Raw genomic sequence first — 25,933 nt, forward strand, 5'->3', positions numbered from 1 at the left:
TATTATCTGTACAAAATCATCCCATTATCGTAAAAAAGGAGAGTTATCGTTCACATGAAAATTATAAGGAACTTCAGAATTACAAGTCGAAAAGTACAGATATTATGGATAGTTGACGTATCTAAACCCTCCTCCTCGCCAAATAATTTTAGTTTACATAATATAAATTATAGGAAGTTATGTTTCATTGAAAAGTATACTAATAATAGTGAGACGGAATTAAAAAAATAAGTGTAGTAAACGCTCAGTTAATTTTGTTTAGGACAACAAAATTTTATATGCACTAGACCATAAATGCTGTAGACTCTGCTTAAATTAAATTTAATGAAAAGACAACAAGCAAGTTATTTATACCTGCTTGTTGTTACCAAACGTTTTTTATTTACAGATGTCATCTTTACTTTACGTGCTTATTAATTAATAGTACCCATAGTATCAATCCATCATCCCCTTAAATAATTCGCTATTACAGCTAAAACTCCAATTAAAAAATGCACCCTTGATAAAACCTTTAATTGCATGATTATTTGGTATGGTTTTCAAATCTCTATTCATCGTTCCAAATACAGTCTTTTTAAGGCTCAAACCCAGCCTGGCTCACATACACTTGATTTTCGGGAAAGACTTCAATAAATCGGTTATATACATTTTTAAGAACATGTGGTCCGTACCATTCCTCTAAACCAAGTTGGGCGTATTTCTTTTCAATACCGAGTTTTCGTGTGCGTTTACCGCCACTACCATCGCCCATGAAGTAGTCATCTATACAGATCCGATCGACATATGGCTTTAGTTTCAACGGAAAATGGTTCCCACTTGGTAAAATGGGAGCTATAGCAACTTGGGTTGGTATGCCTGCAGCTGCTAATTTTCCCAATGTTTTAAAGCGTGCCTGGATTGGAGGTGCCTTTGGAGTAAAATGTTTTCGTATCGTTTCAGAATCGGTTTCAATCGTCATACTAACTCGAACTTTGTCCTTCAATTGTTGCAGCAAATCGATATCTCGACTTACCAGTGGGCTTCTAGTCTGTATTAATAAGAAGTCAGGTGGATCTTCTACCATAACTTCTAGTAGAGATCGTGTCACCTTTTCCTTTTGCTCTATTGGCTGATATGGATCTGTACTTGATGACATAAAAATAGTTACATTTCCTTTAGCTTTGGCGCGATGAAGTTCTTTTTTTAGTAAATGTGCAGCTCCATTTTTTACATCTACCCAATTTCCCCATTCTCCTTCCCGAAATAGAGATACTGGCATTTCACGGACATAGCAATAGGAACACCCAAATGAACAGCCTGTATAAGGATTAAGTGAATGCGTATATCCGGAAAGGAAGCCAGTCCCTTTATTCAGAATGGTTTTTGGATTTTTATAGAATAATTCACTACTCATGAAGGCATCTCCAATCGTTGTACAGCAATAATTAGATTACTCAATGTGTAATGAAGCTCGCTTTTCCAGATTAAGTAGCATTGTTTTCATTTCTAACCCGCCTCGATAGCCAGTTAATGAGCCATTTTTTCCTATTACGCGATGGCATGGCACCGTAATTAATACTGGATTAGCCCCAATAGCCGTGCCAACTGCCCGAACAGCTGCTGGTTTATGAATATCATTTGCAATATCAGAATAGGATTTCGTCTGTCCATAAGGGATATCACAAAGTGCCTGCCAAACTGCTTGCTGGAATGGTGTACCTACGTACTCAAATGGGATCGTAAAGGATTTCCGTCTTCCGTCTAGATACTGAGTGATTTCAACGACAAAGGGCTCAAGTTTTTCAGCATTTTCAACAAGCGGACTTCCTGGAAAGTGTTTCGTCGCCCATTCGACTAATTCCTCAAATGGTTTGTTCTGTGAACCTATAAACACAAGACCCTTTGACGTTGACGCTATATAGAAGTTCCAATCTTTAAACTTTAGTAAAGACCAGTAAAGTGTTGGTTTATTCAATTTTTCCATTGTCCTGTTCCTCCATCTTCCTCATTTGACGAAATTGCGCTGGGGTCTGGCCCGTTTTCTTTTTAAATAAAGTAATAAAATAAGGCGTATTAGCCATCCCCACACAAATGGCGATATCTCCAATCGCTTTATTTGTCTGAATCAAATACTTTTTAGCTACGTGAACTCTAACTTGCTGTATATACTCAACTGGCGTAATGCCCTTAATCTTTTTAAATGTTCGCTGCATATGATACGGACTTCCATGACAAATGCTTGCTAACGATTCTAGCGTTAGTTTTTCTGTGAAATTTTTATCAATATATTCCGTAATTAAATTAACCCACTCGCTATCAGGTAGATTTTCATTTGTAGGCTTGCACCGTTTACAAGGGCGAAAATTTGCACGGAGAGCTTGTTCTGCGTTTTGAAATATACATACATTTTCTTTTTTCGGAACGCGTGATTTACAAGAAGGCTTACAAAATATCCCTGTTGACTTCACAGCGTAAAAAAATTGATTATTGTACGTTATATCATTATTTATAATGGCTTGCCATTTCTCTTCTGTTATCAGTTCTACATCATTCGAATGACTTTGAGTGTAGCTCTCTTTGTGGCCGTGATCCATTCTATCTGGCATTTTCTCACCTCAACTTATAATATACTCCCTATCCATTCAAAATGGACATTTCAAAGAATGAAATAGCAACATATTGAAATTTAATGTTTATTTAGAATCGTGAAAAATGATTCCAAGGCCATATCGTTCTCCCGAAATAACCGTGCTTACACCGTGCCGTACTGTATTTTTATAATAACCCTTTTTACCGAGAACAGGTCTGTGGTTAGTTGGAAAAATAAGTGCACTGCCTTGCTCTAACGTAATGACATGTCCCCTGCTTTGGGCACGTGGGATTTGTTCTACTAATAAAGATTCTCCACCGGAAAAGTCTTTCTCACGTTGATTTAATACAAACACTACTTGAAACGGAAAAAATAGATCGCCATATAAATCGTGATGCAAACAATTAAATCCGCCTGTTTCGTACTTTAATAGTAAAGGTGTCGGTCTCGTTTGATTAAACTCCTCACAGGTATTCAAAAAATCTTGAAGTTGTTCTGGATACTGCTCCGTTTTCTTTAAATAGCTCAGCCACCGATTAGCTGTTTTCGCTAATTCTAAATAAAAAGACTCTCTTAAATGTTGAAGGATGTCGGGTAATGGATATGAAAAATATTTGTACTCCCCATTTCCAAAGCGATATCTCGTCATATTGATTGTCGTTCTGTAGGACTCTTCCTCCCCATACATTTCCATGAAAAATTCACATTCCTCTTTTGTTAAAATTGCTGGAAGCTTTGCAAAACCTTGCTCATCTAATTCATTTTGAATGGACTCCCAATCTAAGTTTTCGACACGTGCCTTTATGTCCTGTATCATGTTATCCCTCCTATTTAGCATTCTTGATAACTAACACTATAACCTCATCCATTGAAAAAAATAAGGTGTTTAGAATGTAATAGCAAGATAACAAAATTACTAAAGATGATGATGTGATAAAGTAAAAATGACATCAATGTATTTTGTAAAGGAGAATGAAAAAAATGATATGGCATGAAGTCAAGAATGGTATTGTCATTACCCTACCTGAACAGTTCAACATGAATGCCAATCTAGGCTATCTATCAAGAGAACAGAATGAATGCATGTATGAAATAGAGAATGATAGCATTACAAAAGTAATAACTATCGGTGAAATTCGGTCCTTAGTACAGATAAACTTCATTAATAATAAACAAATGCTTGTTCAATTCTTAAATGAATCTAAACCTATTGAGAGGTGGAAATGCGAAGAGATTGTCAAATTTATGGATGAGTGGTTTGATCTTAATAACGATTTAACACCCTTTTATGAAATGGCAAAAGCAGATCCTTTACTTAAAGTACCTGCCCGAAACTTCTATGGATTACGAGTAATTGGCATTCCTGATTTATTTGAAGCTTTATGCTGGGGAGTTTTAGGCCAACAAATTAACTTAGCCTTCGCGTACATCTTAAAGAGGCAATTTGTAGAAAAATTTGGCGATTTCATCGAATGGAATGGTAATAAATATTGGGTGTTCCCATCGTACGAAAGAATTGCACAGTTAACACCCTCAGACCTTGCAGATATTAAAATGACGGTGAAAAAAAGCGAATATATCATTGGCATTGCGAAATTAATGGCAAGTGAAGAATTGTCGAAGGAAAAATTAATGAAAATGGATTTTAAAGATGCTGAAAAAAGCTTAATTAAAATACGAGGAATTGGCCCTTGGACAGCCAATTATGTTTTAATGCGCTGCCTTAGGTTCCAGACAGCCTTTCCAATCGATGATGTGGGTCTTATTAATTCGATAAAACTATTACAAAATATGAATCGAAAGCCGACGAAAGATGAAATCACGGAATTATCGATACCATGGAAAAACTGGGAATCCTACGCCACCTTTTATTTATGGCGTGTCCTTTACTAAATAAATTCTATTTGAGACCAATTATAAAGAGCATGCTTTGAAAAAATGAATCAAAACATGCTCTCTGCCTCTTCGTTTCTAAATTCATATTAAAGCTGTAAATCTTCTATACAATCCATCGTTGTCTTTATAAACGCTTTGACAGCAGGAAGGGATTGCTTCTTTGATCGAGTAATAATGCTTATTTCACGGGAAGGTTCGGGTAAGAGAGGTTTTACAATGGTACCTTGTAAATTATAGGGTAAAGCTAGCTCTGGCATGATGGTAATGCCTAATCCTTCCCGTACCATTGCAATGATAGTTTGATTATCTTCCACATTAAACTGGATGTTTGGGGAAACTTCTTGTTCCTTTAAAAATTTCATAACACTTACCTCACATCCTAGCTTGGGCATAATAAAAGCCTCCCCCTGAAGATCTTCCACTTTTACTTGTCCATTTATTGCAAGATGATGATGAATTGGTAATGTGAGGACCAATCTATCGTTTAATATAGGAATTGTCTTCAAATGATCCAAGGGGTTACTTAAAGACGTGAAACCAATATCCACTTTCCCCTCTTCTACCCAACGCGTTATTTGATCATAGCTGCCATCATAAAAGTTTATTTCAATTCCCTTAAATTCTCCTCTAAACCTTGATATGATAGTAGGCAACAATTTTGATGAGAAGCTTGAAAAACTACCAATATTTATTTTTCCATTTTGTATACCTAAAATGGAAGCGGTTTCTTGTTTAATGCTTTCAGCTTCTGATAGGATATTTCTCATATGTTTTATAATACGTTCTCCACTATCTGTTAATGAGATTCCATTTCTCCCTCTATTCAAAAGTGTAATACCGAGTTCTGACTCTAAAGAAGCGATATTATGACTGATTCCGGATTGTGTCATCGCCAAAATTTCCCCTGCTCTTGTGAAGTTACCTATATCGACTACTTTGACGAATATTTCTATTTGCAACAGGTTCACAATATAACCCCCATGTACGATTAATCTTTCCATTCGACTTCCTCATGTTGATGATCAAAAACATGAATTTTACTTATTAATTCTATCATAATACAATAATCTTAGAATAAAGGAGGAGATAGTCATGACTAAAAAGATAGAGTTCTTTTATGTAGATGCTTTCACAACAGAAACTTTTGGAGGGAATCCGGCAGGCGTTATACCGAATGCAGAAAACTTAACAGACGAGGACATGCAAAAAATAGCGAATGAATTAAACCTTTCGGAGACGGCCTTTCTTTTACCGACATCGAATGCTAATGCCAATTATAAAATAAGGTATTTTACACCAACCAAAGAGGTTGATTTTTGCGGTCATGCCACATTAGGTACAGCATGGTTAATGGCTACTAAGTACAATTGGATGGATAAGGACGATAAAATAGTCTTTGAATCCAATATAGGCCTAATTCCCGTAAAATGGCTGATGGAAAATAATCAATTAACGCGAGTATCTATGACTCAAGTACGTCCCCAAGTAAAAAGTATCGACATTAGCCCAGCAGTCGTTGCGGATCTTGTAGGTATACATGAAACAGACCTTGATGATAGATTTCCAATAAAAATAGCGAATACAGGTGTCCCACATCTTATGGTTCCAGTGAAGACCCGTCAAGCAATTGACCAAGCAGAGCCTAACTTAAACGAGCTTAAAAAGATGAACAATGATTTTAACATTTCAACCACTCACCTCTTTACCTTTGACACAAATGGGCAATTTGATATTTACACAAGAGATTTTTGCCCCAATATAGGAATTGATGAAGATCCAGTTACAGGTGCGGCAAACGGTGCATTAGGCGGTTATTTATATCTTGAGAATATACTAGCTCAACAAGAAAGACATCAATTAATGATTGGTCAAGGACATACGATCAATAGACCAGGGATTCTTTATGTAACGATTACACCTGATGCGGAGAATGCTGTTATTGAAGTAGCAGGAGCTGCAGTTGTTTCCATTGAAGGAAAAATATTTGTATAAAGAGCAATATATATATTATTTTCTGAATTTTTAGTATTTAATTCCGAGATAGAATAAACTTCTCTAAATTCTTCGCTTTTTGCGCATTTAGAGAAGTTTTATTTTTGGTGGAAACACATTTTAAAGTCAAAGAAGGTACCTCAAACCATTACCAATCATATCAATGTGGTACTACTATAACTCTCCACAATTTCTAGACCCATCTCGAACAAAAAGTACACTTCATGATAAAGCCTAAACTTTTTGTTGCCAAGGTTTGATCAAATTGATATTAAAAAAAGAAAAGAGCGTGTTTTGGACATAAGTTTGATCCAAACACGCTTTAACTTTGCATAATTTCACCATAGCTAGAGCGTCTCATCCAATTTCTGAATTTTGGTGTGGGACATTAAATAGACATTGCCTAAAATGTCGATGTTGCCTCCCTTTACACGTACAGCGCAATCCTTGTTCGACGCATAAATATTTATTTCTTCCGATAAAGCAGTCAGCTCGTCTTGCACCAACTCCATGTTATTTTCAAGATCAAAATGCGACAGGATGGAAAAATTGTCAAGACCAATTCCGTCGTATAAAGTGCTTTTTTCAACTGGATAGCCAAAGTTTTTTGAGCATAACCATTTAGCGGACATATTGATAGCTCCAGCACTTGCCCCCATTACAACAGCCCTGCTTTTTTTAATCAAATCCGACAATTCATAGTCTAGTAAAAACTCATTTTGTTTAAGAGTATCTCCACCTAACAAGAAAATGGCTGACGCATTTCGAATAAAGGCTTGGGCATCTTCCTTCTGTACGTGATAATTAATTAAATGATAGTCATCGAATAGAATACCTGCTTGGTCAAGCCATGAGCGTTCAGTAGCACCCTCCTCTTCATACAAAAGTGGATTCGAGCTAATCATAGCAAGCGATTTTCTATCAGTTATATCCTCCTGTAACACCCTGCCTAGATTCTCTGGAAAAAAATCATTAAACCAACCTAAATAATAGTGTGTTTTCATGTGTACCTCCGTTACTCATTCTGTTTCTTATCACTTACACAATAAGCTCAATATGTTCTGCTTGTGGTACTAATAGTAATGATTGTAAATTAATTTTATCAAATTTTTCCAAAATAATACATTCCCAGTTACCCTCTTCATAAGTACATCAACTATAATTCTTTGAAGCAAATATGAATTGGGATTGGAAATCCGCCAACTTGCCATCCCCCTCAACTAACAGGTTTAGTTAAAAAAGCTGTCTATGACAGCCTCTAGATTATCGTCCGTCATACCATGCCAATGCTTTTCGTTCTAATTCTTTAGCAAAATAATCTTTCCCAGCTATGTATGACTTCATGTTATTAGAAAATTGTTGTGCTAATCTTTCCTTTAAATCTCCATAAAGCTTCATTTCATCAGGATGTGATATTAAATAATCCCGAAAGGCCAGATGCCTTGTGATTTCACCGCTTCCAATCTGATAAAAGTGAACGTGATGCGTGCGATTATCACCACCTTTTTGAAAGTATCTACGCTGAGCTATTCCATTTTCCCCTTTAGCAACATACCCAATTTTTTGCATCTCCAAATTGAAATTATCAACGTGATGAATATCTTTCACAACAGGCAGGATGTCTATGATTGGTTTAGACTTTAACCCAGGAACAGAGGTACTTCCTATATGATAGATGTCTATGATTTCATTTTTAAATATAAAATTCAGTTTTTCAGCCTCTTCCATAAACAGTTGAATCCATTGCTCATTGTACAAACTGACTACTAGTTTTCGCAAAGTATTTCCTCCTAACCACTTCAATAACCAATATTTTATAATGTTCGTGTTTTACGAAAAAGCAAACGTGTCCAGCCGATGAACAATTCGCATTTCATTATTATAAACACGAACAATTAAATATTTTAATAACGTTAATGTACGTGTTTTTTCTCTTTATTGCCAACAATTACTACTAACTATATATCTCGCTCTACGTACTTAATTGATTAAATTGAGTCAACCGAAACAGCATTGTACTTTTTCACGGTTTTATTAGTTAAGCATTTATATGAGCTTTTAAAAATTGTATAAATGGTTGTTCGATTAGATCAGATTTCCGCGAGCAAATAAATAAACTTTGCTGAATATTTGCCTGCTCAATATACACTTGAGCTAATTTTCCACTTGTTATACTTTCAGACACACTGTAGGACGGAGCTAAAGTCATACCGTATCCTGACTCCACTACTTTAATGGATTCATGTAAGCCCTGCATTTGAAGTCCTAGTTTAGGTAATGGAGCATTGAACGTGTAAAAAATAGACTCCAATAAATCGAGTGTCGAGCTGCCGCGTTCCCGATATATAAAATCTTCGTTCGATAATTCATTCATGGAGACCGTTTGATTGGCTAAAGGATGTGAGGGATGGACGACAAACCAAAACGGGATATCTACTACCTTTTCAAACTGTAAATCGGTATGACCGATTTTACTTTGCACGACAAAACCAAAATCTACTTCATAATTCAGAACTTGGTCTTCCACAGATTGCACATTGCCTAACGATACAAAAAATTCAATATGAGGATGAGCAAGCTTGTACTTAGCGATGATAGGCGGAAGTATGTAATTTATAGGGATATAAGACGAGGCAATATGTATTTTGTTTTCCTTGGCTAAAAATTTACCAAGCTTTTCATCGATTTGTGCTTCTAAGTAAAATAAACGCATGCCTTGCTCGTATAAAAACTTCCCCTCTGGAGTTAATTGAATGCCACGCCCTTTGCCTTCAATCAATTTAGCCCCTATTTCATTCTCTAATTTCCGAATTTGTATGGTAACCGCAGGCTGACTGAGTAGCATACTATTCGCTGCTGCAGTAATTCCGCCAAGTTTGGCTACATTCGTAAAGATTCTCAAAGCATGTAAATTCATGCCATTCCCACCTTTCTATCCATAAATTATATTTATGAATAAGTAATAAATATATATTTGTTTTATGTATAGTTTATCAGTAATTTAAGGATAGAGGTGATGAAATGGAAATTTTACTACAGGAATGGTTATCAATAAAAGGGTTTATTTTATTTACGATTGGTTTACTCGCGGCCATAATAGGAGTTCTGTTTGGTGCAGCAGGCTTTATTTTGATGCCTTCCTTATTACTCGTTGGCATTCCCATTCATACAACGGTCGCTGTTAATAAATTTGCGACAGGAATATCAGCCCTATCGAATGTAGTTTCATTTGTTATAACAGGACGTTTATCTGTGAAAAAATACTTTTCTTTCATGATAGTTTCTTGCTTAGGAGGTGTCTTAGGTGCAATATTTGCAATCCTCTTATCGGAGCGAATCATGAACGTGGTTGCTTGTATAAGCTTAATTTTCGCATTTATGATGGTTCTTCGCAGTAATAAATGGATTGTAAAAGATGTCAAGGAAATGGAGGAACAACGTATTAACAAGCTTGTTCCATTTGCAATTTCAATATATGACGGAGGTTTTGGACCAGGCTCAGCACTTATGAATATAACCTATTTCTTAAAAAAACAACACCATTATTTAAAAGCAGTGGAATTAACAAGAATGATTTCGTTATCAAGCTGTACAGGCGCTTTCCTCTTTTATTATTTTACTGGCATTGTTAATTGGGGCATTGCTATTCCTGTTTCACTTGGCTCTATTGCTGGCTCTTTCTTAGGCTTAAAGATTATTCCCTACATCCAAACAAAATGGATTCAAATTATATTACCCATCATTTTTTTATTCTTACTTGTTCAAGTTGTGACGGATTTAATAAAATAAATGTACAAGTCCTACCCTTTATATCCAAAATTTAAGGACATAAAAGGCAGGACTGCCATCATGAATAAAATTTTAAAACAATGACAGTACCCTCTCCAGGAGTACTAGAAGCAGCTATTTCCCCTCCATGGGCTACTGTTAGTTGTTTAGCGATGCTCATGCCCAACCCCGAACCACTTGTATTTTCCTCTGAATTCGTACCACGATAGTAGCGTTCAAATAATTGATCTAACGTGGAGGAATCCATTCCAATACCATTATCCTGAATACGAACAGTGAAGTAATGATCGCTTTCCTTCTGCACAATAATAGCAATTTTCGTATTTGTCGGATTATGCTTAATAGCATTAGAAATCATATTATCAATAATACGCGTAAACCATTTCATATCAAGAGGGTATGATATCGGCTCTTCAGAAGCATGAAATGAAATATCATAAGAAGTAAATTGCGGATCATTTATAAAATGAATAACGGCTCTTCGAATGACTTCGTTTACTTCTTGCGTTTGACGAACCATGGGCAATGCATTGTTTTTTAGGCGATACGTTAAGCTTAAATCATCGATTAATTCAGACATAAAGGTTGATTTTTCACGTAATGTTTTCCCAATCTGCTGAAACTCTTCTTGTGACCAATTGTAGGGGGCTGATTCAAGGACATGCGCATAACCATTTATAGAAGATAAAGGTGTTTTCAAATCATGAGAGACACCAACAATCCACTCTTCGCGAGTTTGTTCAATTTGTTTACGAAGCTTTTCGTTCTGCTTGAGCTGCTGGTTCAATTCATTCAAGGAATCATTAATTTCTCGAAATAAACGGAAGGACCGCTTCTTCTTACCACGACGATTTAGTGATTTATCTTTTTTCTTAACCTCTTGCTCGTGATAATTACCATCCGCTAATCGTTGAATAAAGTTAACAATATAGAGAACGGGTTGCCCAAAACGTTTACCGTACCAAAACGCTGTGGCGATGATAAATAAAATAAGGGCTACTCCATATAGAAGAAATGCTTTTCCTAAATAGGTATTATGCTTACCTTCCCCCACCTTTACTGCAGCGAATGGTACTTCAATGACCCATGTCTGCTGTTTCTCTGCATCAAAATGTATATATTGGCTGCCATTATTTCTAAGCTGATCAGCCTCATCCCCAAGTAAATGATCGAGTGAAAGTTTTGCTTGAGGATTTTCCACATTCCCGTATTGTTGGAGGATCTCCCCATTCGCTGAATAAATGGCTAGCGTTCCGTGAGTTTCTTCCAATAGCCGCTCCCCTTGCTGAGAGAGGCGCTTTCCATCCCATTCAATTGGAAGTTTTTCTGCTAGCTGTCGTGCAGGACGTTTTTGACCAACTACAACAAAATAGGTTTGTCCACCCTTCTCCTCCTGGCTAATAATGAGCTCGTATGGGAACGGGATGCTTTTTTGCCAAAAGGCTATTAATTGACCAGCTTCGTAATGCGTTGGAACATCAGATGGTAGTTTGGAAGAGGCCAACATATTTCCGTGAGCATCGATTATTTGTAGCCATTCCTCACGCTTTTCTATATCAGAAATTTTGTTAGCATCTAACGACACATGGCCATTTTCAATTGAAAATGTTTGCCTTAATGTACTATTGCTTCTACTTGTTACATGCTGTGTTTCAGGTTTACTTTCTAACTGCAACCCAACATACACTAAAAAAATGATGGTACCTATTGCTAAAGCCACTAATACAAAAACAATTTGTGAAATAAAGGTAAAGGCAAGTCGACGACTAATTCGATTCATACCATCCCCTCTTTTTGAATTAATTTATAGCCTAGTCCTCTAATGGTTAATAACAATTCGGGGTCCTTCGGGTCCTTTTCTATCCTCTCGCGTATACGGCCAATATGTACGGTAACCGTATTATCATCCCCAAAGCTATGATCACCCCAGACAGCTTCATATAACTGACTTTTCGTAAAGATTTGATTGGGATGCTTGCAAAAAAAGAGTAGTAATTGATAGACCTGAGCGGGACAAGAAATGACTTGTCCATCCACAATTAATTCCCCTGCACGCTCATTCACCTGGAATCGGCCGAAATCATAAATGAACATATTTGAAGATAGATGCAGTGGTCTTTCCTCCTCATATAATTTAACGCGGCGTAGTTGGGCTTTCATTCGAGCGACTATTTCTAATGGGTTAAATGGTTTTGTAATATAATCATCCCCGCCCATAGCAAAGCCTGTTAATTTTTCTAAGTCTGAGTTTTTTGCTGTAATAAATAAAATCGGGGCCTCTGTTGTCTCCCTAATAAATGGACAAATATCAAAGCCACTCCTATCTGGCAGCATGACATCCAATAAAATCATGTCGTATGGCTTCTTATTACATGCATTTAACGCTTCTTGAGCAGTACTTGCACGATCTATTTGTCGAAAGCCCTCTTTCGTTAAAACCATTTGTAACATATCTAAAATGGCTGATTCATCATCAACAAGTAAAATGGCCACATCTTGTAAATTCATATTTAAAATCTGTCCTTTCCCGTCTAACATGGAATTCATTTTAACATGTTTTTTCCAATGAATAATACTGCTAGTTTGTCACCACTACAAAGCGAATATAAACAGAACATAAACAGCGTTCAAAAAAGTTTATTAACATGTCATCCACCGTTTCGGTTTACGTAAAAATCAGCCTTTATACTCTAGAGAGTGTTAAAAATATATTTCTATTATGGAGGAACCACTATGATTGCTATTTGGAAAAAGGAGTTTATTCAATCATTTCGCAGTATCTTTTCACTTATTACGATTGGCATTTTTATTGCCGTCTCCTATTATTTATCTGATTTTGTCACAAATAGCAGTCTCCTTACTGGCATTAAATTTGCTGAGGCTGGCTATGTAAGTGGACTGGTATTTCTAATTTATATAATGGGCTTTTTATTTATCTTTTCTTTATTTCACGACACCATTAATAGGGAAACAGAAAGTAGGACAATTCGGTTCCTAGTAACCAAAACATCTCGATCTTCTATTATTGTAGGCAAATTATTAGGAATTTTTTCATACTGGTTTATTTGCTTATTAGCGTCATTTAGTATAATCGCATTCTTTTCTCATGAATTTTATATTAAAACATTCGGTAGCTTATTTGTTATGCTAGCGTACATCGTATCATTATGTGTGCTACTATCATGTCTCATTCCTAAGCGATCGATGTCCATGTTTATTGGATTACTAATTAGTATGGCTATTCCTATATTCGGTTTATGGAGCCTTTTTTCAGAAAAACTCTGGTTAAAAATCATTAAATATATGACTCCGTATCATTATATGCTTGAGGGCGGAACATGGGGATGGCTCGTTGTTCTGTTATTTGCAGCTATTATGGTAGGAGTCTCGATACTTAGTCTTCATAGGAGGGATTTGTAATGACCGTAATTGAAACAATGGATTTAAAAAAATCCTATCACAAGCATTTAGTTGTACGGGGCATCGATTTACAAGTACAGGAGGGAGAAATCTTTGGCTTTTTAGGAAGAAACGGTGCAGGGAAAACAACTTTCATTAATATGCTTACAGGGATTGTTCTTCCAACTAGTGGGCAATTTCGAATTTTAGGTGTACCTAACAATCAGCTTGATCGTGTGAAACACAAGGTGGGTGTTCTACCAGACTATACCGAGTTTTATGGCAATGATACTGCTCTGGAACATCTTCAATTTTTTGCAAAATTACAAAAGCACAAGGTAACTAAACAACAATGTGTAGATTTATTAGAGCAGGTAGGCTTAAAGAATGCGGTCCATGTTAAAACAAAAAAATTCTCGTTCGGGATGAAAAAGAAGCTAGGCGTCGCACAGGCTGTCGTCGGAAATCCAGATTTAATTTTCCTAGATGAGCCTACTTCGGGGATGGACCCGGAATCTGCGTTAGAGATGCAAAAATTCATACGAACATTAGCCAGTCAAAACAAAACTATTTTTATGACATCACATAATTTAAATGAAGTGGAAAAGCTATGCAGCCGGATTGCTATTATGAAAAACGGCATTATTTCAGGTCTAGGAACCATCGATCAATTACAAAAGCAATTTCAGACTACTATTGAAACAACTATTAAGCTCTTACCTAAAAATGACACGTTGTACCGTCATGCTCGCGAAGAAATCGAAGCTTGGACGACGATTAACTATTCGGATAATCAACACATTACTGTGGCAATACGTGATGAATCAGATATTGCTAGCATTGTGCATTCCTTATGTAAATTTGATACAGACATTTTTGATATTCAAACAAATCGACCTTCATTAGAAGAGATATTTATGAATGACTAACAATACGTAAGCAACTACTTTTAAAGGAGTTGCTTACGTATTCGTGCTTTTGGTATTTTCTCGTTAAACCATTAATGGAGTCCAGCAAAGCAGTACATGATTGTAAAGATCAGCATAAAGGTTAAAATTGCTCCTAGTACATTTTGATTATACGTATTTTTTCCATTTATTAGTTTCTTTAAAAAAGTAGTAAAATTTAAAAAATATAAAACTCCTAATACTGGTATAACAAACAACAGTATAAATAACATAAAGTACTCCCCCTTATTTTTCATTATATTAAGTAACAAGAATACATCTTTAGCTTAATAAAAAACGGTCCCATACCTTTTCATCCATCCAGAAGAAACCCTCGTGCGAGCAAGCTGCTAATAAACATTGTTCATCGTCATAAAACATTAAATCCTCCGGTAATTCTGGCGTAATCCAACCAAAAAGTGAGTCGGTACGCTCCTTCAAAAATTGAGCAGTCGTATCATTTAATAGAAAATAATAAACAAATGCCGTATTTTCGCCAAGCGTTGTCGTCTCCCATTCATTTTGAACCTTTCTTTCGATAAGCTGACTTTTAATAGGAGCCAATAGCCCATCAACAGCGGCTAACCGTAATTCTTCATTTTCCATCAATTGTCTGTTCTCAACAAAGGCAAAGCGGTTACATCGTTTCGCAAGTATATCGATAAGATGTTGATAGCGTTGCTCCATTATATTTTCAGTAATCATCATCAATTTTCATTCCTCCACATTTTCTATACTCAATTCAAAGCGCTCTATTTCAATCAAACATCGCTAGATGCCCCATAAAAAAAGAGCTGCGGGTAGCAACTCCATGATTTTGAATGAAAACCATTGTAAAAAACACTAAGTGATTATTTTTCCTATCCTTTGCTTGTCATAACGAATGGATGCAAAATCATAAAAGCTTATGTTGATTAATTCCTGCATCCATTCGTTCTATTGAGAATGTGCAACGATGTCATCTCATTTGCGATTATCTATCCAGTTCCTAAATTTTAGTCCTAAAGGTTTTATCGTTTCTTTATTCGTCGCGATGACCTCACAACCTCTATCATCATAAATAAAAAAGATAACATTTTTCGTCAAATTAATAAAAAATACATCTGGATAACTATAGCCTGTACCAAATTTGGGCTTCAAGCGAAAATCCTCGTTACAGGCTGCTTTGATGAGTAATACATAGTGAATATCTTGTTTGCAGCACTTTAAGGAAAATCGTGAAATATAAACATCCTCATCATCCCATACATATGGCAAGGTTTGTTGTTTTAAATGGTATTTTAATTGTTTATTTTTTATATAACGATCATAAACTTTTATGCGCTTTTTCTTACCTTCAGCAGGCTTATACTGATAAACATTTGTCACAAGTAAAATCTCATCTGAATACGAAAATATTTCGTTAAAAATGGCCAAAGCTTGATGGTATACATAATGAAACCTTGCTAGATTTAGACGGCCATTATCTTTCCATTGATAAAATCCAGCCCCGAATTCAACGTGAATGCCAATATCCCATTGCTGATAAAGGCTAGGAGTTAACGTGAGTCCAGGAAAAGTCTTATTTAAATATTGTTCAACATCTATCGTCATTCACTCAAATCTTTCTTTAGTTTTAATTAAATATTACACCTTCCCACATCATCTAGCATAAAATTCAAAAAAACTAGGTCACATTTTTATACTCATGATAATACATAGAATACAAATCATTTAATGTCACTTTTCCGAATGCAAAATCCACTACATTTCTCTCCACTAAAAAAGATGTAAGTGAACTTAATAAAGCGGCCTCAGAGCTTGGTAAATGAATTAATGTTATACCATTTGTAAGTGTTTGCAGCTTTATGTTTGGAAACAGCTCAGACAGTTGTTTTTCAGTTGCACTCTCCAGATTGTTCACGCGAATCGTTTTAATATGCGCTTGACTGAAACCTTCTATTATTTGATTCGTATCCACTAGTTTTCCTTCGTTAAACAAGAAAATTCGATCTGCATATTTCTCTAAATTATCGAGTAAATGTGAGGCAATAATAATAACCTTTCCCTCCGCCTTTTTCTCTACTAATATCTTCGAAATAATTTCTACATTATTTGGATCAAGTCCGTTCATCACCTCGTCCATCATCATAATGTCCGTATCCGTAACTATTTGCATAGCAAAGCATAGTCGCTGACGCATACCGAGGGAATACGTGCCTGTTTTTTTATTTACATAATGCCCCATATTCAAAATTTCGATGGTTTCATCTATCAGTTTTAAATCGGATTGCCACATTGTTGCAAACATTTTTAAATGTTCGCGCCCGCTTAAGTGATTATACAAGTCGCTTTGGTCTGGCATCATCGACACAAAACTATGAATTTTTACTTCATTTGATTTATTCGAGTAGCTTATTCCATCTTTAAATACTACTTTCCCTTTCATTGGCTTTACATAATTCATCAACACATTCATAAATGTGGATTTTCCTGTTCCATTTGGTGCAACAAGTCCAATCATTTCTCCTTGCTCAAATGTCATTGAAATATCATTTAACACTGTTTTTTTCGCAAATTGCACAGTAATATTTTGAATATCAATCACCTGTGTCCCCCCTATTTAATTAGCTTATAACGTCTATTCATAACAGTAAGCAGCATGAATAAAATGATGACTACAGCTAAGACAAGTAACAACTGTAATCCTAAATTGAAATCTAAAAAATCGTTCATATAATAAAAATTTCGTTGTTTTGAAACAATTTGTCCGACTTGAATGTAAGAAGTTGGGTAGATTTGAATATCCCAAAAGTAACCAACATATCGGCTGAAATAAAACTTCTCGCCAAAAATAAGGAGTAAGCCGATGGCAAAATTCATCATCTCATTACGGAATATGATACTGCACAATAGTACAACGTTGATGATGACCATAAACCAAGTTAAAAGCAGGATGAGGGTTTGTCCTAAAAACATCCCTAAAGTCATCGGTTCAAATTTACCTTCCTGACGCCATTCGAGATGAGGAGCATACATGGGTGATGGTAAATTGAAATTTCCAAAGCCGGATTGTAAGCCTATAATAATGAGCCCAGCTAAAAGGGGTACAAATAATACTAAACTCCCTAGTAGGACAACGACCATTTTCACAAATAGCTTTTTCCAATCGCTAATAGGGAATCCTTTGATAATGGATGGATGACGTCGATCTTTTGTGACGATATCAATGGCTAAAAGTAGTACACACACAATTAAAATAACAGGTAGTAATCCCTTTAATAAACGCTCGAACGTTTGAAGCGCTGTCCGCTGTTCGAAAATTTCCGTTGATAATTCATAATTTGCGTTCGCATACGTATCATAACGGGCTGCCTGCTCTAAATAAGCATAAAAGGCATCATCTTCTGCATAATCATTATTTTTTATAAAATACTTTGAGTTATAGGAGAATGAATCACTTTTGTATGTAATCGCATTCGTAAAGTAGTACCAGTCACGAGTTACCTCTGCATATTTTTTTAGATCCCCCTCATCTAATGCTTCTAATCTCGCTTTATCTATTGGATTAATTTGCTTAAATATATCAATTGCAAAGATGATGGCCGGATGTAGTCTATATATGTTTTGACCCTCCATCGAATCTAAAAATTCCTGCCGTGTTAAATAGCGAGCCTCAATTTCTTCATATTCGACTTGTTCAATCGGATTATATGCAGGTGCTATTTTAAACACATAAAAGAAGGTTGCAAAAGCAAGCAAAAAATAGATGGCTAAGTTTTTCTTATTCGTAAAAAATTGTTTGAATTCAAATTTGAAATAACTCCACATGCTAATGAATACCTCCCCTATGCCCTTTTGATTTTTCCTGTTGAGAAAAACGTTTTAATAGCGAATAACATTAAAATAATACAGATAAACAATATGATTAATCCTAGATTCATCGTAATATCAACAGGCTGTGCTAAATCTACTGGTACGCCTCGTAAAATATCATTGAAGTTCATGAAATTGAAAGGATTATAGGGAAATACACTAATTAAAGATGGGAAAATCATCGGTAAAAAGAACAAGATAAAATGCACAAATAATGTTAAATACATATTTTTCAGTAATACATTCAATATAATCGACAGTAGCATAACGAAAATGGAGATGACGAACATATAGCCAAGGCTCATCGCGATATATTGGACGGAAGAGATTAATACAGCATCTCCTACGTAAATTCCTACAGGATCTAGTGGGTTACCAAGTCCATGTACGATCCATAAAGGACTAGCGCAAATAAAAATGAGTAAAAAGCTTGTTAGGATGGCTAACAAAGAAATCATACATTTAGATAAAATATAGGAATCAAAACGAACAGGAAAGCCTTGAATTAAACTAGAATGCTCAAAATCATCTAGCAAAATAGAACTTGTTTGGAAGCTAATAAATATGTACCAGCCCGCGCCTACGTAACTAAAGAAAAATAATAAGAAAGGTATGTATTGAAATAAGTCGGTTATTGTATCCCTTCCCGCATCATTCATCCATTTAAAATAAAGATAGTCCATCGAATTTTGTAATTTAGAGGGTAATAATTCTGCGATATCATGGTATCCTTCTAATTGGAATGCCTCTTGTCTTAATTCAGCAAGCTGAAGTGAAGACTCATAATACATGGATTGTCTGTCCATCGTTAATGTGGCTATTTGCAATGCAATCTTACTTTTTTGCTTCGTCAAATTTTTAAATATGTCGCTACCATCACCTGTTTCCGAAGCATCCTTCACTTGAAACTTTGATAATATAGCCTGTGTTGAATAATAATCACCCTTTTTCTCAATAAGCTGATTACCAACGGCTTGCGCCTTTATATAAAACATAAAGCCAAAAACGATCATTACAACAGCAATTAGTGCAACTAAATTTCTTCGATTTGCTCGCTCCATTACTAGACCTACTTTTAATGCTTTTAACACTGGCATCCTCCTCGCCTTTAATTGTGAAAGTCTTTAGAATACTATGATAATGCTTCGTGGATATTTTTTCAATTTTTTGTATTTTAAAGGTTATGAATAGTACGAATAAAAATTTGCTATTTATTGGATGGATAGCAAATAAATAATATGAAACTATAAAATCTCATTACTTTTTAATAGCTGAACTATTTAACCATTCTAAGTATTTTTCTTGTTACGTATTTTTAGATTGTCATTTTAGTAGTAATGATCTAGTGTGTGCTTTTAATGAAAAACGACATAAATAAAAGGACTGCTTTTGACAGTCCTTAATGGATCAATTATTAATAAGACATCTGAAAATGGCAGTTCAACTACCATTCTTACTTTGAGTTGAATCAATAACTAAAAAATAAATGCATTCATGATCCGTCTCATTGATAAATCTATGCTCCGTATTTGCCTCAAAAAAGAATGAATCCCCCTCATTTAATTGTTCTTTATAAGCCCCTTTTGATAGTTCCACGTTTAAGCTACCTTTTTCCACATATATGTATTCTTTAACTCCAGATTTATGGGCTGGGAATATTCCAGATTCTGAAAGGGGTGGAATTACATTTTTGACAAATTCAATTCCTCTTGACGGAAAGGATGGAGACAATAAATGTCTCTGAAAACCAGAGCTTTCATCAAAGTACACGGGCCTCTTTTCTTTTCTTATCACAACTATTTCTCTCGTTTCTTGCGAATCTAATAATGCCGATAAAGTGGTATTTAAAGCCTCCGCAATCTGACAAGCTACAGTAATTGTTGGATTTTTTCCGCCACGTTCAATTTGAGAAAGCATAGATGTACTTACTTTACTCAACGCTGAAAGCTCCTGTAAACTCATGCCTCTTTTTTTTCTAATAAAATTTACTTGTTTTCCAAATTCCATTAGTATTTCTCCATTCTTTAATTAAAATGAGTTAAAATTTAAAAAACTCTTCCCTTTTACGGATTTTAACGTAAAATAATACACTATAGAATAAAGATTTACACTATAGGAAAATTACATGAAATCAAAGGGAGTGATTTAATTGTTAAAATTTTTACTTGCTATCCTACCTTTAATTAGTATTATTTTTATGATTTTTGTTTTGAAAAAGTCTTCTATTTTTACTGGAATAGTAGCCTGCTTTTTAACAGCGGCTATTGCACTATCCCCTTTCTTTCATAGTAGCATATTTGATTTAACAGAACCGATCATAAAAAGCTCGCTAACTACGTCAGTTATCGCCTATATATTATTTTTCGGTATTCTTTTATTTCACTTAATGGATAAAGCGGGAGCCATTGATGGAATAGCTTCCTCTATAACTAAAGCTACCGATGACAAGATTTTTCAAATTCTCATTTTAGCATTAGGACTATCCCCATTAATTGAATCTGTTAGTGGCTTTGGTTTGGCAGTCATTGTCATAGCTCCTTTACTTATTGCATTAGGATTTAGTCCAATGAAGTCATCTCTTATTGCCTTAATTAGTTTATGTATCATTCCTTGGGGAACTCTGGCCATGGGAACAATAATCGGGGCAACATTAGGTAATGTAGATTTAGATAAAATGGGGATGGGCAGTGCTTTAATGTGTTTACCCATTTATATTTATTATGCCCTATTAGTAGTTTACATAGGAGTAGGCTTTAGAGCTTTGAAGAAAAGGCTATTCACCGTATTATTTGTAGGATTAATATTAGGGGCTTCTGTTTGGGTATGCAATAGATTTGTGAGTGTAGAGCTTGCAGGATTATTTGGATCTTTAACGGTCATCTTCGTTATTTTTTTGATGATTAAAAAAAGGAATACAACGCATGGGACGGCTTCACTAGAAAAAGAATCAAATACAATTAAAAATATAACACCCTATTTACTGTTAATAGTCCTTTTATTTATCTCAAGAATGGTTATTCCTCTAAAAAATTATTTATCAAGGACATTCCTATTAACGATTGAAAAATATAATTTTGAACTATCCATTTTGTATTCTCCTGGCTTTTTTCTATGTATCGTGTGTATTTTTACTATTTTCTTCTATCGACTACAAGTTTTAGAAATAAGTGAAAGTATTATTTCGACTTTCAAAAAATGCTATCCAGTTATCATAACAACTTTTTTGTATGTAGTTGTTTCTGAGATCATGTCCGAGGCAAAAATGATTCAGTTACTTTCTTTACTAGCGGCACAATCCTTTGGTCAGTTCTATGTTTTTGTTTCACCTTTAATCGGTGCAATTGGCGGCTTTTTAACAGGAAGTAACACCGCTTCAAATACGATGTTCATTAGATTACAAACAGAAACAGCCCTACATATAGGAATGTCCCCTATTCTAGTGGCATGTTCGCAAAATGTAAGTTCTTCGTTAATGACAATGGTCAATCCTTCGAGGGTAGCTTTAAGCTGTTCAGTATGTAAAATAAGTACGGACGAAAATGAAATTCAAAAAAAGATACTTTTTGTTGGTTTAGGAACTTTGACTATTATTTTAATTGAATTATTCCTGTTTTTCATATTCCGATAACATGATAAGAATCCACTTTGAAAGTGGATTCTAGTTAAAAATCTTCATCATTTCTATCTAAGTTACAGTGAAAATTCATAGCCAGTATAATGAAACCTATTTCTGTCCCCTATTTTTTCTGCAATTGCAACAGAAGGCTTGTTCATATCCATACAATCCCAATAGGCAATCCAATTATTCTTTAAACATTCTTGAACATAATGGTGTGCGAGTGTTTGGGCTAAGTTTTTTCCTTGGTGAGCCTCTATCGTTTCGATATCTATGCCATGTACATTTGCAGCAACAAAGCCTGAAATACATGTACTCACAATCTCATTATGATGAATTATACAATAGCCCATGCCCTTGCTGAGGAAAATATCTGTTGAAGACCAAAATGCTTCTATTTTGGATTGCAAAAAAACGATGTTATGGATTGAATGATCCTTATTGTCAAGAAGTGTAGCAGAGATTTTACATAGCTCATATTCATGATTCACTATTGGTACAGTGTCCCCTTTATAATCACCCTGCTGTAAAGTGTAAACTCTTTGAAGCCAGCTCCCTAAATGGCGATGTTCAAAAACGCTTGCAATAATAGGATTCCATTTTTCATGATTGCCAACGCCTTCAAACCATTTTAGTTGCACTTTTTTTGCTGCTGGGATAATTATATTGTCAATCAAATTGTTTAATTCATTGTTAAATTCCTCATTTTGCTCACTTCCAAAAAATATAAATCCATCATTATTACCTAACCAAATTAGCCCGGATGACGGATTATCACGGTTATCTACAAAAATACGACCCGGATTTATACGTTCCACAACTGCTTTTGCTTCTAATTGCCCCTGCTCATTTAACAGTTCCCTACATTTACTAAAATCTGCCTTATCTAATTCTACGATCATCCAACATCCCTACCTTTTCTACAATGAAAGACCCACTGCTACATAAGCTACTATGTTATTTACCTTCCGCCACTAACATTTATAATCTCACCTAGAATATAGTTGGCGGCATCAGAAGAAAGGAAGGCAATGACTTCTGCTACTTCTCTAGCTGTTGCAGCCCGTTTAATAGGTACAGTAGAAGACAGCCGCTCAAGACGATGATCGCCAGGAGCGAATTTATCTTGAAAAGGTGTCTCTACTATTCCAGGCGCAACCCCGTTCACAATAATTCCATAGTCAATTAGCTCTTTGGACATGCCAATTGTCATTGTATTGATGGCCCCTTTTGCAGATGCGTAATGGATACTTTCCCCTGCCCCCCCAATTCGTGCAGCCGCTGAAGAGACATTGATGATTTTTCCGGATTTTACGGGAATCATATATGTTAATACAGCTTGGGAGCATAGGAGAACACTAGTGACATTTAACTGAAACGTTTCCTCCCATAGCTCCTCACTCATATCCATAAATGTACTTTGGCGGATGCCACCACCTGCGTTATTCACTAATACATCAATTGTGCCAAAGGAGGAAATAGCTTGTTCAACCATTGCGTTCACTTCTTCTTTATTCCTAACATTAGCTTGAATGGCAATCGCCTCTCCAGCCTTTTCATGAATACGTTGGACAGCCTCCATGGCCCCATTCACATTTGTATGATAATGAATAATTACTTTAGCGCCCTGAGCCGCCATTAACTCGGCGGTAGCAAGTCCAATACCTGAGCTCGCGCCTGTGATGAGAATAACCTTGCCGGATAAGTTATGCATAGCCTCTCTCCTAACAAAACGTTTATATTAGTTATTCTCTATTTAACATTGTTAAACCTTTTAAGAAGGTTCGTATATTCATGTAAATATAACTATTACTATTTTGGGTATTTACTTGAAATTAATTCCTTACAAATTAACTCAATGTCTTGTGAAAAAGATTTTACTTGGAAGGCATCTGAATATGCTTTATTTTCAGATGAAGCTACTACTTGTTGCAGTTTTGCCTCATAGGTTTGTACAAAATAATCTAGTGTTGGACTTTTCAAATTCAAGGCTTTTGCAACACCCTGAATGATTTTTACACGATAGTAATCTTCTTTTGGCATTCTAGGAATATCCCATTCTCTATTATGATTAATAAAAATCCTTTTAAGAGGAACTGCTGAGAAATCATAGTACTTTCCTTCTCGATCTGGTTTAGAGTATGGATCAATTAACAAGGATGCATAACGAATATAGAGCAAATACTCTTGATGGATAGACTCAAGGTTATTAAAATTTTCTATATCTTTCCTATCTATACTTGCGGGATGCAATGAATAATTATCATCTACCATAAACTTTAATAGATTTAGAGGTTGAATATTGAAATCATTCACCACTGTCATTACTTCTTTCCAATAATTTAGCATATGACGGATTGTTGTGTATGTGATGGGACCTTCAGGATAAAGTTTATACACATACTTTGGTGTCTTTGGTTCATCAAATATTACTTGTAAGGAAAAATCATTCATAAATAAGGGAGGATGTACGTATAAAGATATATTTCTTGTTTCTGCTTCAAGTGGAGATGTGAATTTTGTTAATTGAATTCCCAAACAATTAAATAATATACATAATTCATCTAATCGTTCTGATTTTGAGTTAGTTGAACCAATATAAAGTGTTTTCTTTACCCCAGTTGTCATTACTTTATTTGACGGAATGTCATCCAACCATCTAGTATCTCCATAATAGGTTGAAAAACTAATGACTTCTGCATGTGTAGATAGATTCTTTAGGAAATTGGTAATTAAATGACTTGAGCCGAACGTTGGTGAAATTAATATAAAGCAGTTAACTTCCCTCAAGACTTTGTTATCTATTTGTTCTAATACAGTAATATAGGAATCTGAAGTAACGCTTAGTACAACGGTATCCCAATTACCGTATATTGTATGGTATCCTTTAAATAATCCATCAATTGTACATTCTCCTGCAACAGATTGATGTTGTGTATTTTGAATAGAAACCTGAAGTGCAAGCTGATGTTGAACGATAGTTTCAAAGAAAATTTTAGAGCGTATAGATTCACGACCTGCAATAGCTACTTTACTATTAAGATGACTTTTAAAATTTACAGCTAATTGAATGGCTGTTGGTCCTGTTCCTAATATCAACACACTATTAAAATATGTCATAGCTATCTCCTCATCTAAAAAAAGTCATTGTTCTTTTTGATGTAAAATAACATCACTTTGAGGAAGTATTATTTCACCATTATTCGCCATTTTTTCTGGTCTACTTTTTACATTGAATCATTAAAAAAGATGGTAGCCCCTCTCCATGACGCATATCAACTAGAACATCTTTACTTAATCCGGCTTATTATTGGTTTATGTCATATTTACGCTAAAAAAGTTGAGCTAATAATCTTGTACAACGGCGTGTTTCCTTACTGATTATTGTTCAATTGAGAGAATACTTCTTTATAAAAAGATCAGATACTAACATGAGGTCCTTTAACTAAAAACTATTAGACTCTTTTTCTATGTTATGAATACAGACAGAAGAGTTATTTTTTAGATTCTCGACTAATGATATCTATATCGATCACTTCCCAACTTCTATTTTAGAGGATTAAAATTCAATATATGCCGTATTCTTTATGACTATTTCGATGTATTTTTTAATGTCACAGTATAAATTGTATTTTTATGTCATCTTTGATTTAGCTTTCATTTTGTTAGTGGTTAGAAGATTCTAGAATGGTTTTGCTACGGGATGTCAGAGGCCCACTAGGTAAATTAGATGCCATAAATGATGTTAGAAAATTGTATACCATGTGCCTTGGCTTACATTATCGATAAAATTAAAAGAGGCTGGGACAAAACTAGCTAATATTCAAGATAAAAGGGAAATCGATGCTGTTCGATTTCCCTTTTTGCTTA

General features: G+C 35.1%; 25 protein-coding genes. 6 read left to right on the forward strand and 19 right to left on the reverse strand.

Annotation, left to right across the window (positions count from 1 at the left end):
• Positions 1-574: 574 nt before the first annotated feature.
• From AC1Q6O_RS21365 to AC1Q6O_RS21380, 4 genes are all read right to left on the reverse strand, one after another.
• Positions 575-1,393 (reverse strand): SPL family radical SAM protein, encoded by an 819-nt coding sequence (locus AC1Q6O_RS21365; protein ID WP_090001453.1) that lies wholly within the window; start codon positions 1,391-1,393, stop codon positions 575-577.
• 36 nt (positions 1,394-1,429) lie between these two features.
• Positions 1,430-1,963 carry a methylated-DNA--[protein]-cysteine S-methyltransferase gene (gene adaB, locus AC1Q6O_RS21370; protein ID WP_090001451.1) on the reverse strand — a complete coding sequence of 178 codons (534 nt, stop codon included), beginning with the start codon at positions 1,961-1,963 and terminating at the stop codon, positions 1,430-1,432.
• Positions 1,947-2,585, reverse strand: coding sequence for a bifunctional transcriptional activator/DNA repair enzyme AdaA (locus AC1Q6O_RS21375; RefSeq protein WP_090001449.1), 639 nt, complete (start codon positions 2,583-2,585; stop codon positions 1,947-1,949). Before AC1Q6O_RS21375 ends, adaB begins: the two co-directional genes overlap by 17 nt.
• Before the next feature lie 87 nt (positions 2,586-2,672).
• Positions 2,673-3,386 (reverse strand): 2OG-Fe(II) oxygenase, encoded by a 714-nt coding sequence (locus AC1Q6O_RS21380; protein WP_090001447.1) that lies wholly within the window; start codon positions 3,384-3,386, stop codon positions 2,673-2,675.
• 164 nt (positions 3,387-3,550) lie between these two features.
• Here AC1Q6O_RS21380 and AC1Q6O_RS21385 point away from each other — a divergent pair, with 164 nt between their 5' ends.
• Positions 3,551-4,462 carry a DNA-3-methyladenine glycosylase 2 gene (locus AC1Q6O_RS21385; protein WP_090001445.1) on the forward strand — a complete coding sequence of 304 codons (912 nt, stop codon included), beginning with the start codon at positions 3,551-3,553 and terminating at the stop codon, positions 4,460-4,462.
• A gap of 89 nt (positions 4,463-4,551) precedes the next feature.
• On the opposite strand, the gene AC1Q6O_RS21390 is transcribed toward AC1Q6O_RS21385, so the two are convergent.
• A complete protein-coding gene (locus AC1Q6O_RS21390) occupies positions 4,552-5,466 on the reverse strand; it encodes a LysR family transcriptional regulator (protein ID WP_090001443.1) in 915 nt (304 codons plus the stop codon).
• A 91-nt stretch (positions 5,467-5,557) separates the two neighbouring features.
• Between AC1Q6O_RS21390 and AC1Q6O_RS21395 the strand changes: the two genes are divergently transcribed.
• Positions 5,558-6,457 (forward strand): PhzF family phenazine biosynthesis protein, encoded by a 900-nt coding sequence (locus tag AC1Q6O_RS21395; RefSeq protein WP_090001441.1) that lies wholly within the window; start codon positions 5,558-5,560, stop codon positions 6,455-6,457.
• Positions 6,458-6,804: 347 nt separating this feature from the next.
• On the opposite strand, the gene AC1Q6O_RS21400 is transcribed toward AC1Q6O_RS21395, so the two are convergent.
• From AC1Q6O_RS21400 to AC1Q6O_RS21410, 3 genes are all read right to left on the reverse strand, one after another.
• Positions 6,805-7,461, reverse strand: a complete 657-nt coding sequence (locus AC1Q6O_RS21400; protein ID WP_090001440.1) for a Type 1 glutamine amidotransferase-like domain-containing protein — start codon at positions 7,459-7,461, stop codon at positions 6,805-6,807.
• Positions 7,462-7,720: 259 nt separating this feature from the next.
• The gene (locus tag AC1Q6O_RS21405; protein ID WP_492402164.1) at positions 7,721-8,236 is read right to left on the reverse strand and encodes a GrpB family protein; all 516 of its coding nucleotides are present in this window, start codon (positions 8,234-8,236) and stop codon (positions 7,721-7,723) included.
• A gap of 259 nt (positions 8,237-8,495) precedes the next feature.
• Positions 8,496-9,374 (reverse strand): LysR family transcriptional regulator, encoded by an 879-nt coding sequence (locus tag AC1Q6O_RS21410; RefSeq protein ID WP_107922274.1) that lies wholly within the window; start codon positions 9,372-9,374, stop codon positions 8,496-8,498.
• A 104-nt stretch (positions 9,375-9,478) separates the two neighbouring features.
• Between AC1Q6O_RS21410 and AC1Q6O_RS21415 the strand changes: the two genes are divergently transcribed.
• Positions 9,479-10,246 (forward strand): sulfite exporter TauE/SafE family protein, encoded by a 768-nt coding sequence (locus AC1Q6O_RS21415; RefSeq protein ID WP_089986494.1) that lies wholly within the window; start codon positions 9,479-9,481, stop codon positions 10,244-10,246.
• Positions 10,247-10,304: 58 nt separating this feature from the next.
• On the opposite strand, the gene AC1Q6O_RS21420 is transcribed toward AC1Q6O_RS21415, so the two are convergent.
• On the reverse strand, positions 10,305-12,026 hold the full coding sequence (locus tag AC1Q6O_RS21420) for a sensor histidine kinase (protein ID WP_492402167.1): 1,722 nt from the start codon (positions 12,024-12,026) through the stop codon (positions 10,305-10,307).
• Entirely contained in the window at positions 12,023-12,754 is a 732-nt protein-coding gene (locus AC1Q6O_RS21425; RefSeq protein ID WP_492402169.1) for a response regulator transcription factor, read from the reverse strand. Before AC1Q6O_RS21425 ends, AC1Q6O_RS21420 begins: the two co-directional genes overlap by 4 nt.
• Before the next feature lie 225 nt (positions 12,755-12,979).
• Between AC1Q6O_RS21425 and AC1Q6O_RS21430 the strand changes: the two genes are divergently transcribed.
• Both AC1Q6O_RS21430 and AC1Q6O_RS21435 read left to right on the forward strand, forming a co-directional pair.
• Entirely contained in the window at positions 12,980-13,666 is a 687-nt protein-coding gene (locus AC1Q6O_RS21430; RefSeq protein ID WP_008177797.1) for an ABC transporter permease, read from the forward strand.
• Positions 13,666-14,574, forward strand: a complete 909-nt coding sequence (locus tag AC1Q6O_RS21435) for an ABC transporter ATP-binding protein (RefSeq protein ID WP_008177795.1) — start codon at positions 13,666-13,668, stop codon at positions 14,572-14,574. The genes AC1Q6O_RS21430 and AC1Q6O_RS21435 overlap by 1 nt, the downstream gene beginning before the upstream one ends.
• 300 nt (positions 14,575-14,874) lie before the next feature.
• On the opposite strand, the gene AC1Q6O_RS21440 is transcribed toward AC1Q6O_RS21435, so the two are convergent.
• From AC1Q6O_RS21440 to AC1Q6O_RS21465, 6 genes are all read right to left on the reverse strand, one after another.
• Entirely contained in the window at positions 14,875-15,300 is a 426-nt protein-coding gene (locus tag AC1Q6O_RS21440) for a stage III sporulation protein AH (RefSeq protein WP_090001429.1), read from the reverse strand.
• A 255-nt stretch (positions 15,301-15,555) separates the two neighbouring features.
• The gene (locus tag AC1Q6O_RS21445) at positions 15,556-16,185 is read right to left on the reverse strand and encodes a DUF3885 domain-containing protein (RefSeq protein WP_090001427.1); all 630 of its coding nucleotides are present in this window, start codon (positions 16,183-16,185) and stop codon (positions 15,556-15,558) included.
• A gap of 73 nt (positions 16,186-16,258) precedes the next feature.
• Positions 16,259-17,179, reverse strand: coding sequence for an ABC transporter ATP-binding protein (locus AC1Q6O_RS21450; protein WP_089986490.1), 921 nt, complete (start codon positions 17,177-17,179; stop codon positions 16,259-16,261).
• An 11-nt stretch (positions 17,180-17,190) separates the two neighbouring features.
• Complete coding sequence (locus tag AC1Q6O_RS21455) at positions 17,191-18,402, reverse strand: ABC transporter permease (RefSeq protein ID WP_342550315.1); 1,212 nt, start codon at positions 18,400-18,402, stop codon at positions 17,191-17,193.
• 17 nt (positions 18,403-18,419) lie between these two features.
• Positions 18,420-19,544, reverse strand: coding sequence for an ABC transporter (locus tag AC1Q6O_RS21460; protein WP_239354619.1), 1,125 nt, complete (start codon positions 19,542-19,544; stop codon positions 18,420-18,422).
• Positions 19,545-19,887: 343 nt separating this feature from the next.
• A complete protein-coding gene (locus AC1Q6O_RS21465; protein WP_008177781.1) occupies positions 19,888-20,454 on the reverse strand; it encodes a helix-turn-helix domain-containing protein in 567 nt (188 codons plus the stop codon).
• 142 nt (positions 20,455-20,596) lie between these two features.
• On the opposite strand from AC1Q6O_RS21465, the gene AC1Q6O_RS21470 reads away from it, so the two are divergent.
• Positions 20,597-22,075: an L-lactate permease gene (locus AC1Q6O_RS21470; RefSeq protein ID WP_090001421.1), complete on the forward strand. Its 1,479-nt coding sequence runs from the start codon at positions 20,597-20,599 to the stop codon at positions 22,073-22,075.
• A 62-nt stretch (positions 22,076-22,137) separates the two neighbouring features.
• Here AC1Q6O_RS21470 and AC1Q6O_RS21475 read toward each other — a convergent pair whose 3' ends face one another.
• From AC1Q6O_RS21475 to AC1Q6O_RS21485, 3 genes are all read right to left on the reverse strand, one after another.
• Positions 22,138-22,965 (reverse strand): GNAT family N-acetyltransferase, encoded by an 828-nt coding sequence (locus tag AC1Q6O_RS21475; RefSeq protein ID WP_492402174.1) that lies wholly within the window; start codon positions 22,963-22,965, stop codon positions 22,138-22,140.
• A 59-nt stretch (positions 22,966-23,024) separates the two neighbouring features.
• Positions 23,025-23,777: an SDR family NAD(P)-dependent oxidoreductase gene (locus tag AC1Q6O_RS21480; RefSeq protein WP_492402176.1), complete on the reverse strand. Its 753-nt coding sequence runs from the start codon at positions 23,775-23,777 to the stop codon at positions 23,025-23,027.
• A 98-nt stretch (positions 23,778-23,875) separates the two neighbouring features.
• Positions 23,876-25,183 carry an opine metallophore biosynthesis dehydrogenase gene (locus AC1Q6O_RS21485; protein WP_008177773.1) on the reverse strand — a complete coding sequence of 436 codons (1,308 nt, stop codon included), beginning with the start codon at positions 25,181-25,183 and terminating at the stop codon, positions 23,876-23,878.
• Positions 25,184-25,933: the final 750 nt, after the last annotated feature.

Source organism: Lysinibacillus sp. GW823-FHT06C08, assembly GCF_058795135.1.